Below are 15821 nucleotides of genomic sequence, written 5' to 3'. Positions count from 1 at the left end.
ACGCTTGCCGCCTGACTGCAACACGGAATATTTTGGGTAATTATTGTTTATTTATTATTTTAAAGGTGACGGTGTCACGCCTACTGGAATCGGACACTGGTAAGGGCGTTCAGCAAGTTGTGCGTGCAACTCACTTTGGCAGGCTTCCAGCGTCTGCGGTTGAGTGAATAATTGCAGCGCGGTGGCTGCCATCACTTTCCCGGCATGTAACATCCCTTTGTGCGCGACAGACGTGCGCCCCTGGCTCACCAATTGCCAGGTATGTAACGGTGTTCCTACTGCAAAGCAGGGGCTAAAACATTGTGCGACCGGGACTTTCCAACTGACATCGCCCACATCGGTTGATCCCGGTAGGATTTTGTCATTTGCGGCATACGGCGCAATTTCGTTGATAAGCAAGGTTTCACGGTGACGACGAGCAAACGCTTTTCCCTCTTCATCAGAGGTGTTAGCAATATTATTTAAGCTGTTTTGCAGGTCGTTTTCGGTCAACGTGGCACGAATTTTTTTAGCAAATGCGACTTCTTCCGCGCTCCACTCCGGCACACCTAACGCCTGTAACGCTTGATACATCACGTTTTCTAACTGGCGATTCGGCAGGTAATTCGAACAGGCTTTATCAAAACGCACATTCACCGAGGTTTCCGTCATCAACGCCGCGCCTTCAGCGATTTTATTGATGCGTTCGTAAATATGCTGTGCCTGCGCCATTTCCGGCGCGCGAATCAAATACAGCACTTCGGCCTGCGCCTGTACCACGTTTGGCGAAATTCCGCCCGCGTTGGTGATGGCGTAATGCACGCGGGCTTTTTCAATAATGTGTTCGTTAAGGAAATTCGTTCCGGTGGTCATCAGGGTGACCGCATCCAGTGCGCTGCGCCCTAAATGCGGTGAGTTGGCCGCATGTGCAGCAATTCCCTGGAAGCGATAAGCCACCTGAATATTAGCCAGTGAACTGGTGCTGAACATGCCTGCGTAAGCTTCAGGATGCCAGGTGACGGCGGCATCGACATCGTCAAAAAGCCCTTCGCGCACCATAAACGTTTTGCCTGAACCGCCTTCTTCGCCAGGGCAGCCATAAAAACGCACCGTTCCGCTGCCACCGTATTGCTCAAGCCACTGTTTAACGGCCACGGCCCCAGCAAACGCGGCGGTTCCCAGCAAATTGTGGCCGCAGCCGTGACCGTTAGCGCCTTCCGTCAGTGGGTTTGGGACGACATCCCCTGAACACTGACTTAATCCGGCGAGGGCATCGTATTCGCCGAGCAGCGCAATAACCGGCAGACCTGCGCCAAAACTTGCCACAAACGCGGTTTCGATATTCCCGGCATTTCGCTCAACACTAAACCCTTCAGCTTCAAGGGCGTAAGCCAGGCGTTCCGCTGACCAGTGTTCCTCAAAACGGGTTTCCGGGTGATCCCAGATATCATCAGCAATGGCGGTAAACTTGTCGCGTTTAGCTTCAATCACATCATCAACAAACTGATAAATTGAACTCATTACACACCTCGCGGCCAGGGGAAATTAAGTGCGAGGCGCGCCAGAGTACACACGGCAACTTCCATCACGCTCTCATCGAAATCAAATTTTTCGTTATGATGTCCGGCGCTCAATTGCGTGCCGAAAACCATATACGACGCTTTCCCACCTTGCTCCTGCACCCGCGCCATCATTAATGTCGCATCTTCAGACCCGGCGGCACCTTTGACGGTATCGACAACGTTCGTGACGCCATTCACTTCAAGTGCTTGCTGGTGGATAAATGCCACCCACTCTGGCGATGGCTCGCTATTGGTTGCCGCCCCCATTAAACGAATCTCCGCTTCAATGCCATACATGGTTGCAGTACCGCGAATAATTTCTTGGGCGCGTTCAAACACATAGTCGTTGATGACATTGGTTTCGCCACGGGTTTCCACTTTCAGCAAGGCTTGTGCGGGCACCACATTGCGCCCGGATCCGGCTTGTAAAACGCCGACGTTCACGCGTGATGCTCCCGCGCTATGCGGGGCGATGCTGTGTAATGCCAGCGCTGTTTGTGCGGCGGCGAGCAGTGCGTTACGACCTTCTTCAGGTTTACCGCCCGCATGTGCGGCGATGCCCGTAAATTGCACATCAAATTTGGTGGTCGCCATAAAGTTATCGCTACCACACACCACGGTGCCGGTTGGGATGCCCGTACCGATATGAATGGCAGTAAAATAGTCGATATTATCGAGCGCACCCGCAGCGACCATCGCTCGCGCACCGCGTGTACCTTCTTCAGCAGGCTGGAAAATGATTTTGATGGTGCCGTTTAGCTGGCTGGAAAATTGTTGCAGAACGGTGGCAAGACCCAGCCCAATCGCGGTGTGTCCGTCATGCCCACAAGCGTGCATCATTCCTGCGTTACACGAGGCAAACCCCTCGGCAAATGGGCGATGGGCGGGCTGTTGCATCTCGCCTAAATCCAGCGCATCCATATCAACACGGAAAGCGAGAGTTGGGCCCGGGCGTCCCGTCTCGAGAGTGGCAACAATCCCGGTGAATCCACCTGAAAAATGCGGTAGCCAGTGGGCAAGAGCCCCTTGTTCCAACGCACGTTGTTCTTCACGCGCTAACACCTCCGCTGACGGCAAGCCCATACGTGCCGCGTCATCAACGACATCCCGGCCCAACGCCAATTGATAACCAAGCTGATGCAACGTTTCTGCGACGTGAGTGGCTGTGCGAAACTCAAGCCAGCCGGACTCTGCAAAATGGTGAAAATCACGCCGCCAGTGCTGCATGCGCGGTGCTAACTCATGTACTGCCAGTTCTAGTGTGGACATAACCTTTCCTGTAAAAGCATCTTCTGTGATCGGGTTCACGCTGTGATAGTTTTTACTTATCACTCAGCGGCTTTTGTTAGATTTCGCCGTCGTAGGATTACCCTGGCACAAGAGATTGAATTACAGTAGATGCCAAAATCTTTCGGTTGATAGCTAATGGTTATCAGGAGGCGATGTGACCTTCCAGGTTAAGCTCCATCAGATTCGTGCATTCGTGGCGGTAACGCAAAATGGCAGTATTCGCGGAGCCAGTCGGGCGTTAAATATGTCACAGCCCGCGCTGACAAAATCGATCAAAGAATTAGAGGAAGGGCTATCGGCACGTCTGTTTATCCGCCGCAGCCAGGGCGTGGCATTGACCGAATGCGGAGAGAGTTTTTATCAGCATGCACAGCTTATTCTCGAAGAGTTACGCGCAGCGCAAGAGGACATTTTGCAGCGCCAGGGCCAATTAGCCGGGCAGATCAATATTGGGTTGGGGGCCAGCATTTCCCGCACCCTAATGCCGCCGGTTATCACGTCGTTTCACCAAAAACACCCGCAAGTCAAAGTGCGCATCATGGAAGGGCAACTGGTTTCGATGATCAATGCGTTGCGCCAGGGGGAGCTGGATTTCACGATAAACACCTATTATCAGGGGCCGTACGATCACGAGTTCACCTTTGAACGGTTACTCGAAAAACCGTTTGCGGTTTTTGCCCGTGAAGGCCATCCGGGGATAAATGCCACCTCCATAAAAGAATTACTGCAATACAACTGGACGATGCCAACCCCCCGTGGCAGTTATTACAAACAACTGGAAGAAATGTTCCAGAAACGGTCAGAAATGCCCAATATCAGCGTGGTCTGTGAAACCTTTTCTGCCTGTATTAGTCTGGTCGCACAAAGTGATTTTTTGAGTATTTTGCCCGCTGAACTGGGCCATGACCCATTGATTGCCCACTCGTTAAAGCAGATCCATGTGGTCGAAACGCTGCCTCAGGCTACCTACTATTTAATTCAGCGGCGTGATGCTTCCCCCGCACCGCTGACCGTTGCGCTAATCAATCAATTTCGTCGTCAGTGCCGTTAATCGGGCATTGAGCCACGGCACATCGGCGGCTATAGTGGCCTCAGAATTAAGCCTGGAGGATTTGCGCATGAGCCTTGACGAAAAATCTCTATTTCTTGATGCCATGGAGGATGTCAAACCGCTGAAAGACTGTCACAGCAGTCAGTGGTTGAAACCGGTGAAAGAGAAGGTGGTGCAGAAACTCGATACCGTGCAGCTTGATAACTTTCTGACCACCGATTTTCTGGAAATTATTCCGCTCGGCAATCCGCTTGAATTTAAGCGAGAAGGGCTGCAAATCGGTGTGCTGGATAAACTGCGGCAGGGTAAATATAAACAGGAAGCCAGCCTCAACCTCATTCGCCAGCCCGTAGAACAATGCCGCCAGCTGCTTTTTGCTTACATTCAGCAAGCCAAAAAAGAGGGGCTGCGTAATCTGCTGATCGTTCATGGGAAAGGGCGCGAAGAAAAATCCCACGCCAATATCGTACGCAGCTACGTTGCCCGATGGCTGGCGGAATTTGAAGTAGTGCAGGCGTTTTGCAGCGCAATGCCGCATCACGGCGGAAGCGGGGCGTGCTATGTGGCGCTCAAAAAATCCGACCAGGCAAAAGTCGAAAACTGGGAACGCCACGCAAAACGCAGCCGTTAATCTTATTTCAACAACAATGACAACTCTTCTGCTGCCGTTTGCAGTTTGGGTAGCACCCGGGTTAGCAGCTCCTGCGCGGAGACTTGGCCGGCGTGAACGCCAACGTTCAGCGCGGCAACCACCACACCGTCTGGATTCACCAGCGGGACGGCAATTGAACGCAGCCCCATCTCCAGTTCCTGATCGTTAAGCGCGTACCCCTGCTGGCGCACGCGTTTTAACTCCTCGCGCAGTTTACTCACCGAGTCCACCGTTTGCGGGGTGTAGCGGATCATGGTGATGCGTCCGAGAAAATCGTTGAGTTGTTCTTCCGGTAGATAGCTCAGTAACACGCGGCCCATTGACGTCGACCAGGCGGGCAGGCGGCTGCCAATATCTAAATCAATGGTCATGATGCGTGAGCTGGAAGCGCGGGCGATATACAGAATATCGTCGCCATCAAGGGTGGCAATCGAGCATGACTCATTCAGCATTTCGCTTAAATGTTTCAGCACCGGCTGGGTGGACTTCGCCAGCGGCGTTGAAGCCAGATAAGCATGGCCGAGCGATAAAATTCGTGGCCTCAACTGATAATATTTTCCATCTTCTGCGTAGACAAAACCCAGCTTCCCCAGCGTGTACAAGCAACGGCGCACCGCCGCGCGAGGAATTCCCGTTTTTTGGCTGATTTGTGAGATAGACAACTGCCGACGCTGTGGGGTGAAGGCCTGAATCACTTCCAGCCCTCGAGCCAGCGACGCCATAAAATTAGGATCGCCTTTAAACGGATCGCCGTCACCCGCAGCCAGCTCATCACGTTGAATTTCCATTCTGTTCTCCTGAAATTTTCGCCGTTGATCACACTTGCGAATACAAACATACATGATGTTCGATAATCGCACCATATTTCGATTATCGCCCTTGACCAGCTTCGTTAACGGGGTCACATTTTGTTCGAACAACGCAATCTTGTGCGAAATGCGCACACAAGGGAGAACTGTGATGATCAACAAAAGTGTGGTTTCGCTTGAAGAAGCAGTTGCCGGAATTTTCGATGGGGCAACCGTCATGATTGGTGGCTTTGGCACCGCAGGCCAGCCAACCCATCTTATCGATGCGCTGATAGCGCAGGGCGCGAAAGACCTGACGATTATTAATAACAACGCGGGGAATGGCGAAGTCGGGCTGGCCGCACTGTTGAAAGCCGGACGGGTGCGCAAAATGGTGTGCTCCTTCCCACGTCAGGTGGATTCACAGATTTTTGATGACCTGTATCGCCGTGGTGAAGTCGAGCTGGAACTGGTGCCACAAGGCAACCTTGCGGCACGAATTCAGGCCGCAGGTTCAGGGCTGGGCGCCGTATTCACGCCAACCGGTTATGGAACTCCCCTCGCAGAAGGCAAAGAAACGCGTGAAATCGACGGGCGTCACTATGTGCTGGAATACCCGCTGAAAGCTGACTTCGCATTAATCAAAGCTTACGAAGGCGACCGTTGGGGCAACCTGGTGTATCGCAAAGCGGCCCGTAATTTTGGGCCCATCATGGCAACGGCTGCGACCGTCACGATTGCTGAAGTCAGCCGTATAGTGCCGTTGGGCGACCTCGACCCGGAACATATCATCACGCCGGGCATTTTCGTTCAGCGCCTGGTGGCGGTTGAAAACGCACTGGCACAGAGCGCTTAAGGAGAAAAGACGTGAAAAAATTAACCCGTGATGAAATGGCAAAACGTGTCGCTCGTGATATCCAAGAAGGCGCTTACGTTAACCTCGGTATTGGCTTACCGACACGCATTGCCAACTACCTTCCGGCAGACAAAGAGATCTTTTTGCACAGTGAAAACGGCTTGCTCGGTATGGGGCCAAAACCGGCTGAAGGCGAAGAAGATCCCGAATTGATCAACGCCGGAAAAGAACACGTCACACTGCTGACGGGAGGATGTTTTTTCCACCATGGCGACTCCTTTGCCATGATGCGCGGCGGCCATCTCGATATCTGCGTGTTGGGTGCTTATCAGGTGTCGGCCAGCGGCGATTTGGCTAACTGGAGCACCGGCGCACCGGACTCTATACCGGCGGTCGGTGGGGCGATGGACTTAGCCATCGGCGCACGCCAGGTATTTGTGATGATGGATCACCTCACCCGTGACGGCGAATGCAAACTGGTGGAAAGCTGCTCTTATCCGCTCACCGGAATTGGCTGTGTGAGCCGCATTTATACCGACCTTGCGGTGATTGATATCACGGACAAAGGACCGGTGGTGCGCGAAATCTTTAACGGCCTGTCATTTGAAGAATTACAACGTATTACTCCGGTCACACTTGGCTTCGAACAACTGGCAGAAAGCGCGTAAGGAACTATGATGAATCAAGCATTTATCTGTGATGGAGTGCGTACTCCGTTTGGTCGTTTTGGTGGCACGTTGTCGACAGTGCGTAGCGATGATTTAGCCGCACTGCCGTTGAAAGCATTAATGGCGCGACACCCCAATGTCGACTGGTCGGCGGTAGATGATGTGATTTACGGCTGTGCGAACCAGGCCGGTGAAGATAACCGCAACGTCGCGCGCATGGCGTTGTTGCTGGCGGGAATGCCTGAAACCGTACCCGGCACTACCATCAACCGTTTATGTGGCTCAAGCCTTGACGCGTTAGGCGTGGCGGCAAGAGCAATTAAAAGCGGTGAAACCCATCTGATGATTGCCGGTGGTGTGGAAAGCATGTCACGCGCGCCGTTTGTGATGGGTAAAGCGGAAAGCGCGTTTAGCCGCAGCATGAAAATGGAAGACACTACCATCGGATGGCGTTTTATCAACCCGCTGATGAAAGCACAATACGGTGTGGATGCGATGCCGGAAACGGCGGAAAACGTCGCGACTGACTTCAATATTAATCGTGAAGATCAGGACGCTTTCGCCTTACGCAGCCAGCTTCGTACTGCGCGCGCTCAGGAAATGGGTATTTTTGACGACGAGCTAATCCCCGTGTCCATCGCGCAACGCAAAGGCGAAGCGTTGTTATTTAACCGTGACGAACATCCGCGTTCCACCTCGTTCGAGTCGCTGGCAAAACTAAAAGGGGTGGTTCGTGCTGACGGTACCGTCACCGCCGGAAATGCGTCGGGCGTTAACGATGGCACTTGTGCGTTGCTACTTGCCAGCGAGCAAGCGCTCAACACTCACGGTTTGCAGCCGTTGGCGCGCGTCGTGGGTGTGGCAACCGCAGGCGTTGCACCACGGATTATGGGCTTTGGCCCGGCACCTGCGGTACGTAAAGTACTGGCACAAACCGGGTTAACCCTCGCACAAATGGATGTTATCGAATTAAATGAAGCCTTTGCCGCGCAGGCACTGGCGGTAATGCGCGACCTTGGCCTGCCGGATGACGCAGAGCATGTGAACCCGAACGGTGGCGCAATTGCGCTGGGCCATCCGCTTGGTGCATCAGGTGGGCGTCTGGCGATGACCGCCGCATATCAGCTAAAGCGTAGCGGTGGACGTTACGCGCTATGTACTATGTGTATTGGTGTCGGTCAGGGGATTGCACTGATTATCGAACGCGTTTAAGGAGCAGGCATGACACTGTTTACCCCGATGTTACGTGACTCACCGTTGAGCGAGATTTTCAGCGATGAAAACACGCTACAGCGGATGCTGGATTTTGAAGCGGCACTGGCACGGGCGACAGCGCTTTGTGGCGTGACGCCTGAGTCGTCAATGACAATTATTTCCGCGCAGTGTCAGGCTGATAAACTCGATATACCGGCTTTAGCACAGGCGGCCGCCGGAGCCGGAAATCTGGCCATTCCGCTGGTCAAACAGCTCACGGCCAACGTCAAACAACAGGACGAACAGGCCGCGCGCTATGTTCACTGGGGGGCAACCAGCCAGGACGTCATTGACACCGGCCTGATATTGCAACTGCGTGAGGCGATTGACGCCAGTGAAGCACTTCTTGAGCAGTTAATTTCTGCGTTAATCGAACAAATCCAGCGTCATCAACACAGTGTGATGCCTGGGCGGACCTGGATGCAGCATGCGCTGCCGATTACATTTGGCTTGAAACTGGCCGGTACGCTCGACGCACTTTTGCGCTGGAGTGAGCGCCTGCAAGAAATGAAACCTCGCGTGTTAGTGCTGCAATTTGGTGGTGCTGCGGGCACGCTGGCCTCGCTCAATGAGCAGGGCGTCGCCGTTGTGCAGGCGTTGGCCAACTCGCTGTCACTGAATCAGCCCGATACGCCATGGCACAGTCAGCGCGACAGGCTACTCGAAGTCGCCAGTTGGTTTGCGGGAGTGAGCACGACGCTGGGCAAATTCGCCAACGATTTTTCATTGCTGATGCAGACCGAAGTGGCAGAAGTGGGTGAACCGGTTGCCCCTGGTCGCGGCGGTTCATCTACCATGCCGCACAAACGTAATCCGGTGAGCTGTGCGGCGATCCTGACCGCTACCACCCGAATTCCTGGCCTGATGGCGACACTGTATGCCAGCCAAAATCAGCAACACGAAAGGGCGCTCGGCGGCTGGCAAGCGGAGTGGGAAACCCTTCCTCAGCTGATCACGCTTGCCGGCGGCGTGATGCAAACGACGCGGGAGCTTTTCAGCGGGATGCAGGTAAACACCGACAAAATGCGCGCGAATCTGGACATCACCCACGGCCTGATTATGGCGGAGTCGATCACACTGGCGCTGGCGAAATCACTCGGTAAACAGGCGGCGCATCATCTTGTAGAACAGCTATGCCACCGTGCGCTTGACGAAAACCAGCCGCTTGCGGCATTGCTCGCACAACATCCACAAGTCACATCACATCTTTCTTCGACACAAATTGCCCATCTGCTCGACCCGCAACATGCCCTGGGTAGCAACGACAAATTCATCAACCAGGTTTTGGCACGGGCAGCACAACAAAACAGGGAGCCTACATGAGCCATTATTATCAGTTGGAAGGACCGAGTGGTGCACCGGTCGTGGTGTTATCAAATTCACTGGGCACCACATTTGAGATGTGGCAGCCACAAATGGCGGCACTTTTGGCGAACTTCCGCGTGCTGCGTTATGACACACACGGCCACGGACGCACCGCAAAACACGACAAAACCAGCTTACCGCAACTGGCCGAAGACGTTATCAGCGTGATGGATGATGCTGGCGTACAGCAGGCGCATTTCTGTGGGATTTCCATGGGCGGGCTCACCGGATTATGGCTGGCACGTTTTGCACCGGAGCGTTTTCTTTCTATTACGGTCGCCAACAGCGCTGCAAAAATCGGCGAGCAAAGCGGCTGGCTGGAGCGTGCGCGTAACGTTCGCCTCGAAGGGATGTCCGCCATTGCGAAAAGCGCCCCCTCGCGTTGGTTCACTGAAGATTTTGTAAAACATCACGGCACGCAAATAGAGGCCTTATGTTCAAGCCTTGCGGCAAGTGACGCGGAAGGTTACGCCTCTTGTTGCGAAGCCTTAGCCGCAGCCGATCTCCGTGGCGAAATTGACGCGATTTCCCTGCCGACGTTGTTTATTGCAGGCGTTCACGATCCGGTCACCACCGTAGCAGACAGCGAATTTATGCAGCGTCAGGTTAGCGGTTCGCATCTGGTGACGCTCAAAGCCTCGCACCTTTCCAACATTGAAGACGCACACGGTTTTAACACCGCACTGCTTAACTTTATTCAACAGGACGACTGAAATGAAGGATGAAGAGTATTATCAGCAAGGGATGGACGTGCGCCGCGCGGTGCTGGGAGATAAGCACGTTGACCGCACATTGTCGCAACTCACGCCGCTTAACGAGGAGTTTCAGAACTTCATTACGCGTTACGCATGGGGTGATATCTGGACGCGACCGGGCCTTGAACGCCATACCCGCAGCATGATAACCATCGCCATGCTGATTGCGTTAAACCGTGAAGCTGAGCTGAAAATGCACCTGCGCGCGGCGTTTAATAACGGCGTGACGCGTGATGAATTAAAAGAGTTAATTATGCACTCGGCGCTGTACTGCGGTTTACCTGCGGCCAATGCCACGATGCATCTGGCCCAACAGGTGTTTGATGAGATAGACGCGAAATAGTAGGTTAGGGTGGATGACGCTTATGTTTACTATAGGAAGGATGCCTTGATGTAAGTAAAACAAACAGACATAAAAAAGCCACCCGTAGCGGGGTGGCATGCATGTAGCTCGTTATGATCCCACTTTAAAAAATCATAACAGCGGTGGAATTACATCCTGCCAGTTCGGTGATTTAAAGGTGTAGTCCTCGGTTTCGACTGATGAAGGGCGTATCTGTGCGTGATAGCGAAATTCGCTGATGCATTCTGTGGAGACTGTAGCGGTGATATTGGGATTGAAGGGCAGCGACGCCTTACCGGAAATACCGGCTTTATCATCACACAGCACCAGTTTTTGTTGCGCGTCTTCAGACGCGTGCCAGTCAAAGAAGATCATAATTATTTAATGAGTTTAAAATGATTTCCTGAGCACGCTTAATTACCGCCCAGTCATAAAATCTCTGTTCCGCATATGGCGATATTTGTTCAAAATAAAACCACAGTGACTCCACCGAACCGACATGAACCGTCAGTATATGGCGTTTGATTTTGTCCTCACTATTGAGTTCAACACAACCCGTCCAGAGTTGGTCCAATCTGGCATTGCGTTTATTGACTGCTTGCTTAAGCTCTGGCGATTGAACATGAAGAACATTTTCTAGCCGTTGAAACAGTGTGTCGCTGACAAATTGTGCCGCAACCTTCTTTTCTGGCACCATGAAAAAAAGATTGATCATTTTCTTTTGCTCCTGCCCAGTAATATGGGAAAGAGAGTAATGGCTAAGACCGGGTACATCTTCTTCTTCCTGTTGCACAGACCAGGATGCAGGATAATAGAAGGAAAGAGGCTCAGGATACTCAGAGTTTATGCTTTTTAGGGATTCGGCCATCTTCCATTCATTTTCGTGAATAAGCGTAAACCAAGCGATGCTTTGTAATAGATCTTCACTTAACACTGCATAATTTTTCTCATGGCACGTTGCCTTAATTAAAAAGAAGTTCGCACCTTCTGATTCTGTACCTGAATCTTTTATCACGCGATAGCGTGCAATCATATTTTCGGTGCCATACGTTTTTTGTGTTAACACATCTGCATATTCACCTGATTCAGAAAAGAAGGTTCTTTTGTTTATAATTTCCTCACCCATTAAATCCAAGATATGGTAAAGCCAGTCACTGCCATTCATTTCATTGCCAATCGCTTCATAAGCTACTGTGACTTCCATGTAGGGAGTCTCTTCCGCTTTGAGAGTGCGATATAAGCCAATCATTGTTAATCCCAAATCTTCAATTTCTGTCGGTTTTGTCAGTATGGGTTTAACTTGCAAGGGCAATACAATTTTATAATGCAAAGCTTCAGAGGAGGTTGAGGTGTAAACACAGCGCCAGAAATACTCTTTCTGATAATCAATAGAATAAGAAACCTGCTTTGGGAATGGGAACTGTGATTGGGAAATATTGTTCACTTTTATTCCTTTTATAGAAATTAATCAAAAAACCACATCATGATAAGCGGATATCCCAAGGCAATGATAAACCCCACCTTATAGAACAAAACTATTTTATTTCGATGCCTGAACGCAAATTTCAAAGGGTTTCTGTGTAGATTTTCTGCGTTTTTTGTTTCGTGAAAGGAGTATATTCGCCCCGTCATTCCATCTATCACTGAGAGAACGATTAAATAATAGGCGAGTATGACAGCGAGTGTTAAAAAAATTTTTGACATTAAGGTGTTATTTATATCTTGATAATGTTCTGATAGTTGTAATGCTCCTAGTGTTATTGGAAATCCAATAATGAATCGCACTACGGAATTTTTAATTAAAGGTTTGAATGCAAGTAATGCTTTTATTATTTTAGCCATATAATTAACCTCCAATAATTACTGTGGGCAAACCAGTTAATACTAAACCGGAAAGCTCTTTTGATTTTTCCTCAGCTGTATCGTAATCCCCAAGCCGAAATGAGAGATCCGCTTTCAATCCTAGTAATAAAGCTATTTTTCCGGAGACTTTTATTTCTAATACCTTATCATCAATATCTATAGTGCCCGCCAATCCTGCTCCTGCCCCAACCGTTCCCGCAGATCCACCAAGTGTTGCTTTTACTGCAAAGTATTTTGACTCAAAAGCACCTTCCAGCTCACCATGAGCAGCGGCTGCCTCAGCACCAATATCAAAGCCACCGCCATATTTTTGGTCTTCTGGTTTAATAATAATATTCCCTTCAATTTTTCCGTCTGCATACCCCACATGACCTTCTGCCTTTGCACCAGCATAATCCCCCGAATTTTCTTTACCGCTGTTTATCCCTGCACTTCCGGAAACCCCAGTTGCTCTGCCTTTTGCTCCTGCCCCGTATTCTCCGTCTTTATCATTCAACCCCGCAGTACCTTCAAGTTTTCCAACAGCTCCTCCCCAGTTAGTATCAAAGCCACTATTCTTATCACCAGGATGGTTTTTTAACTGGAAGTCCATCGCCGTAAGTCCAGCTTTGGCTTGATCAAATGAATTGTTACCTGACTCATCTGACTGGGTGGTGTAAATACCTAATACCCGCAGTGCAACATTGTCTGGTTTTTCTGTCTTCGCTGTACCATCTGGGTTGGTATTTTTAACTGGCGTCAGAAAATGAGAAATCGCAGGTTTTTTGCCTTTGCCTGGCGGTAATGATTTAACTTTACAGCTGGTTATATCCCCCATCCTCGCGGCAGGAATTCCATTGATTGTGACGGTCTTTGAGCCCTCGGCAATAACACCAGGGCCATGCAACACACAAACAAAAGTGTCGCCTTGACGGGCAGCGGGAAAACCGCCAATGGTGACATCAAGGCTCCCTGAGTTTAACGGCCCTGTATGTGCTGCCTTATCTGCTGTTTGTCTTGCAGCAAACTTTTCCATGTCATATGCCCTTTTGAATAACGAAATATATTAAGGATTCAACTTCAATATTCCACCGGTTAATACCTGTTCAACGCTACCATCAGCAGAAAGTATTTTTGTATTCACTTGATATTCATTCTCTGCAATATTTTTTATTACTTTCCCTTTAAGTGTAATTTCTCCGTTTTTTAAAAGCGTAATTCTTGAATCGCCACAGATAAATTCAATTTTCTCTTCTGAATTAATGCTAATGGTTTTTTTAACTGTTATTGTTTGTTTCCCTTCATGAAGAGTAATTTCCTGATCTCCCTTATTAATATCAGTTGTTTTATTCCCTTCAGTAATTTCTGTGATTTGATTATTAACTACAGTTGTATTTTGATCATTCGCCACTGTCACTTTTTGATCATGACCCGCTTCCTTCTTACTTCCCACATTGACCGACTGACCCACACCCACGGTGATTTTCTGGTTATTTGTGATCGTTTCAGTGTGATCATGTTTTACCGTAGTGGTGCGATCATTGAGTACCTCCGTATCCATATTCTTCTGCGCATGGATATAGACCTGCTCCTTGCCAGTTGCGTCATCGAACTTAAGTTCGTTAAACCCACTACCTTTGTAGGTTTTCGAGCGAATGGTCATCTGGGTTTTGGTGCCCGGCAGGCCGCCTGGCGAACGGTTGTCCTGGTGATACGTTCGCCCCATCACAATGGGCTGATCCGGGTCACCGTTGAGGAAATCGACGATCACTTCCTGGCCTACGCGGGGGATTGCCAGGTTGCCAAATCCGGCTCCCGCCCACGCCTGTGACACTCGCACCCAGCACGAGCTGTTCTCGTTTCCAGGGCTGTAGCGATCCCAGTGAAAACGTATCCGCACCCGGCCATGTTCATCGCAGAAGATTTCTTCCCCCGGCGGGCCGGTGACAACGGCGCTCTGCGGGCCGTCCACTTTCGGTTTGGGCAGCGGGCCGGGGCGCCACGTTCTGTCTGCCGGGATGACGTCAAAGCGATTATTCAGAGTCGTCCCCACACCCTGGCTGCCATGCAGTGCCTGCGGCTGCTCGCCGATCAGGACACTTCTCGTCACCTGCCATTTCCGGTTTGACGAATCAGACGGGTGCCCGGTCAGCGTGAAACATTTTCCCGGCCACAGTTTCGGTGAGTTGCTGCAACCCGTCGCCATTTCTGCATCATTGCGCCAGCCTTCAATCCTGTAGCGGGCAAAATTCCGCCCGTGCTGTTCATCTTTGAAGCGCCCCGGATAATCAAAAATTTCATACTGCGTCAGCTGGCCGTTCAGGTTTTCACCCGCGCGGTTGTAGTAGCCCTGCCAGTTCGGTGATTTAAAGGTGTAGTCCTCGGTTTCTACGGAAGAGGGGCGGATCTGTGCGTGATAGCGAAACTGGCTGATGCATTCGGTGGCAACTCCGGTCGCGATATTGGGATTGAAGGGCAGCGACGCCTTGCCGGAAATACCGGCTTTATCATCACACAGCACCAGTTTTTGCTGCGCGCCTTCAGACGCGTGCCAGTCAAAGAAGAAAATCCCTTCCTCTGCCCACAGGCGAACCAGGAAAGCCAGGTCACTTTCCCCGTACTGGGCGCAGAATTCGCGGGCCGGATGCGGATCGTAGAACACTGGCGTCCATTCCGTGATGCCATTTTCGTTAAGCAAAGTGGCGGAGATAGTCTGGATATCTTGCTGCTGGAAAATGCGGAAGTTCTGGCGCAAACCACATCGCCAGAGCGGAGGGGAAATGGTCAGGTGGTAACCCATCTGCCAGTGATTGTTTTCACCCACCGTCACGGCGGTGACTATGCCAGTGACGGTGCGCTGTGCTTCCATTCCCTGCCAGACCGTCAGGACGGCATTTTTTTCGAGGAAATCGGTCGCCGTCAGGTCCGAAAGACCACTGGCGATATCGACATTAAGCTGGAAGGGGACTGAGTAATGCTGGGCGAGATTGAAACGGACGACTACAGTGGCTGTTTCCGCCAGCCCGTCGACTTCCAGTGTAAAACGTAACCCTTTTAAGGACATATAACCTCCCTGGTGCATCCACAAGAAAAACTGTCACTACCCAATGGTTGTGGCAGTACAGTGTTACGCTTGTTTTCAGGCACGCTACCGCCGAAGTTTCCGGCACCCGCCATCTCCCGTAAAAACGTAACTCCTTACTGACAACCTTTTTGTTTACGGCGTAATTAAGTCTGTATGCAAAAAATAAGGTGAAATCATCATGGATAATATTGGTGTATCTAAACTAAAACCATTTTTAATAAATGCTTCATTCAGTGTTTTATATTGTTATTTTGGTTGTTAATCTGCTTTTTCATAATTTCAGTGAATGTGCTTTAATCTTATTAATTCGTTTGGGTTATAAATGGTTGTT

The 15821-nt window shown here is 50.7% G+C and carries 16 protein-coding genes; 8 read left to right on the top strand and 8 right to left on the bottom strand.

Translation table 11 applies throughout. From position 1 onward, the window contains the following. Positions 1-54 precede the first annotated feature (54 nt). Together BSPA111_RS13045 and BSPA111_RS13040 are read right to left on the bottom strand one after the other, a co-directional pair. On the bottom strand, positions 55-1500 hold the full coding sequence (locus BSPA111_RS13045) for a M20 family metallopeptidase (protein ID WP_183271593.1): 1446 nt from the start codon (positions 1498-1500) through the stop codon (positions 55-57). Next, the gene (locus tag BSPA111_RS13040; protein WP_183271592.1) at positions 1500-2810 is read right to left on the bottom strand and encodes a M20 family metallo-hydrolase; all 1311 of its coding nucleotides are present in this window, start codon (positions 2808-2810) and stop codon (positions 1500-1502) included. The genes BSPA111_RS13045 and BSPA111_RS13040 overlap by 1 nt, the downstream gene beginning before the upstream one ends. A gap of 175 nt (positions 2811-2985) precedes the next feature. Here BSPA111_RS13040 and BSPA111_RS13035 point away from each other — a divergent pair, with 175 nt between their 5' ends. Together BSPA111_RS13035 and smrA are read left to right on the top strand one after the other, a co-directional pair. Then, the gene (locus tag BSPA111_RS13035; RefSeq protein ID WP_183271591.1) at positions 2986-3882 is read left to right on the top strand and encodes a LysR family transcriptional regulator; all 897 of its coding nucleotides are present in this window, start codon (positions 2986-2988) and stop codon (positions 3880-3882) included. 67 nt (positions 3883-3949) lie between these two features. Continuing rightward, the gene (gene smrA, locus BSPA111_RS13030) at positions 3950-4513 is read left to right on the top strand and encodes a DNA endonuclease SmrA (protein ID WP_183271590.1); all 564 of its coding nucleotides are present in this window, start codon (positions 3950-3952) and stop codon (positions 4511-4513) included. 2 nt (positions 4514-4515) lie between these two features. Here the strand turns inward: smrA and BSPA111_RS13025 are convergent, their stop codons facing one another. Then, positions 4516-5322, bottom strand: coding sequence for an IclR family transcriptional regulator C-terminal domain-containing protein (locus tag BSPA111_RS13025; RefSeq protein WP_183271589.1), 807 nt, complete (start codon positions 5320-5322; stop codon positions 4516-4518). 172 nt (positions 5323-5494) lie between these two features. On the opposite strand from BSPA111_RS13025, the gene BSPA111_RS13020 reads away from it, so the two are divergent. From BSPA111_RS13020 to pcaC, 6 genes are read left to right on the top strand one after another with little or no spacing between them, the layout of a single operon-like run. Beyond that, complete coding sequence (locus BSPA111_RS13020; protein ID WP_183271588.1) at positions 5495-6178, top strand: 3-oxoacid CoA-transferase subunit A; 684 nt, start codon at positions 5495-5497, stop codon at positions 6176-6178. Between the two features lie 11 nt (positions 6179-6189). Continuing rightward, positions 6190-6846 carry a 3-oxoacid CoA-transferase subunit B gene (locus BSPA111_RS13015; RefSeq protein ID WP_183271587.1) on the top strand — a complete coding sequence of 219 codons (657 nt, stop codon included), beginning with the start codon at positions 6190-6192 and terminating at the stop codon, positions 6844-6846. Positions 6847-6855: 9 nt separating this feature from the next. Beyond that, positions 6856-8058, top strand: coding sequence for a 3-oxoadipyl-CoA thiolase (pcaF, locus tag BSPA111_RS13010; RefSeq protein WP_183271586.1), 1203 nt, complete (start codon positions 6856-6858; stop codon positions 8056-8058). 9 nt (positions 8059-8067) lie between these two features. Continuing rightward, entirely contained in the window at positions 8068-9423 is a 1356-nt protein-coding gene (locus BSPA111_RS13005; RefSeq protein WP_183271585.1) for a 3-carboxy-cis,cis-muconate cycloisomerase, read from the top strand. Further along, positions 9420-10178: a 3-oxoadipate enol-lactonase gene (pcaD, locus tag BSPA111_RS13000; protein WP_183271584.1), complete on the top strand. Its 759-nt coding sequence runs from the start codon at positions 9420-9422 to the stop codon at positions 10176-10178. Before BSPA111_RS13005 ends, pcaD begins: the two co-directional genes overlap by 4 nt. 1 nt (position 10179) lies before the next feature. After that, complete coding sequence (pcaC, locus tag BSPA111_RS12995; RefSeq protein WP_183271583.1) at positions 10180-10563, top strand: 4-carboxymuconolactone decarboxylase; 384 nt, start codon at positions 10180-10182, stop codon at positions 10561-10563. A 132-nt stretch (positions 10564-10695) separates the two neighbouring features. Here the strand turns inward: pcaC and BSPA111_RS12990 are convergent, their stop codons facing one another. Genes BSPA111_RS12990 through BSPA111_RS12970 form a run of 5 tightly spaced genes read right to left on the bottom strand, consistent with a single transcriptional unit; the run spans position 10696 to position 15469 of the window. Next, the gene (locus BSPA111_RS12990) at positions 10696-10938 is read right to left on the bottom strand and encodes a contractile injection system protein, VgrG/Pvc8 family (protein ID WP_183271582.1); all 243 of its coding nucleotides are present in this window, start codon (positions 10936-10938) and stop codon (positions 10696-10698) included. After that, on the bottom strand, positions 10925-12007 hold the full coding sequence (locus tag BSPA111_RS12985) for a hypothetical protein (protein WP_183271581.1): 1083 nt from the start codon (positions 12005-12007) through the stop codon (positions 10925-10927). The genes BSPA111_RS12990 and BSPA111_RS12985 overlap by 14 nt, the downstream gene beginning before the upstream one ends. A gap of 20 nt (positions 12008-12027) precedes the next feature. Next, complete coding sequence (locus tag BSPA111_RS12980) at positions 12028-12405, bottom strand: hypothetical protein (RefSeq protein ID WP_183271580.1); 378 nt, start codon at positions 12403-12405, stop codon at positions 12028-12030. Positions 12406-12409: 4 nt separating this feature from the next. Then, positions 12410-13441, bottom strand: coding sequence for a PAAR domain-containing protein (locus BSPA111_RS12975; RefSeq protein WP_183271579.1), 1032 nt, complete (start codon positions 13439-13441; stop codon positions 12410-12412). A 30-nt stretch (positions 13442-13471) separates the two neighbouring features. Further along, a complete protein-coding gene (locus BSPA111_RS12970; protein ID WP_183271578.1) occupies positions 13472-15469 on the bottom strand; it encodes a type VI secretion system tip protein VgrG in 1998 nt (665 codons plus the stop codon). Between the last annotated feature and the right edge of the window lie 352 nt (positions 15470-15821).

It is taken from the genome of Buttiauxella sp. A111 (assembly GCF_014189855.1).
Lineage (GTDB): Bacteria > Pseudomonadota > Gammaproteobacteria > Enterobacterales > Enterobacteriaceae > Buttiauxella > Buttiauxella selenatireducens.
The sequence above is the reverse complement of the archived record's forward strand: the minus strand, read 5'-3'. Positions and strand labels throughout refer to the sequence as shown.

Coding starts and splice junctions, on each gene's coding strand:
- BSPA111_RS12990 (WP_183271582.1), bottom strand. CDS start 10,938: ATGATCTTCTTTGACTGGCACGCGTCTGAAGACGCGCAACAAAAACTG.
- BSPA111_RS12970 (WP_183271578.1), bottom strand. CDS start 15,469: ATGTCCTTAAAAGGGTTACGTTTTACACTGGAAGTCGACGGGCTGGCG.
- BSPA111_RS13040 (WP_183271592.1), bottom strand. CDS start 2,810: ATGTCCACACTAGAACTGGCAGTACATGAGTTAGCACCGCGCATGCAG.
- pcaC (WP_183271583.1), top strand. CDS start 10,180: ATGAAGGATGAAGAGTATTATCAGCAAGGGATGGACGTGCGCCGCGCG.
- pcaF (WP_183271586.1), top strand. CDS start 6,856: ATGAATCAAGCATTTATCTGTGATGGAGTGCGTACTCCGTTTGGTCGT.
- BSPA111_RS12975 (WP_183271579.1), bottom strand. CDS start 13,441: ATGGAAAAGTTTGCTGCAAGACAAACAGCAGATAAGGCAGCACATACA.
- pcaD (WP_183271584.1), top strand. CDS start 9,420: ATGAGCCATTATTATCAGTTGGAAGGACCGAGTGGTGCACCGGTCGTG.
- BSPA111_RS13005 (WP_183271585.1), top strand. CDS start 8,068: ATGACACTGTTTACCCCGATGTTACGTGACTCACCGTTGAGCGAGATT.
- BSPA111_RS13020 (WP_183271588.1), top strand. CDS start 5,495: ATGATCAACAAAAGTGTGGTTTCGCTTGAAGAAGCAGTTGCCGGAATT.
- BSPA111_RS12980 (WP_183271580.1), bottom strand. CDS start 12,405: ATGGCTAAAATAATAAAAGCATTACTTGCATTCAAACCTTTAATTAAA.
- BSPA111_RS13045 (WP_183271593.1), bottom strand. CDS start 1,500: ATGAGTTCAATTTATCAGTTTGTTGATGATGTGATTGAAGCTAAACGC.
- smrA (WP_183271590.1), top strand. CDS start 3,950: ATGAGCCTTGACGAAAAATCTCTATTTCTTGATGCCATGGAGGATGTC.
- BSPA111_RS13025 (WP_183271589.1), bottom strand. CDS start 5,322: ATGGAAATTCAACGTGATGAGCTGGCTGCGGGTGACGGCGATCCGTTT.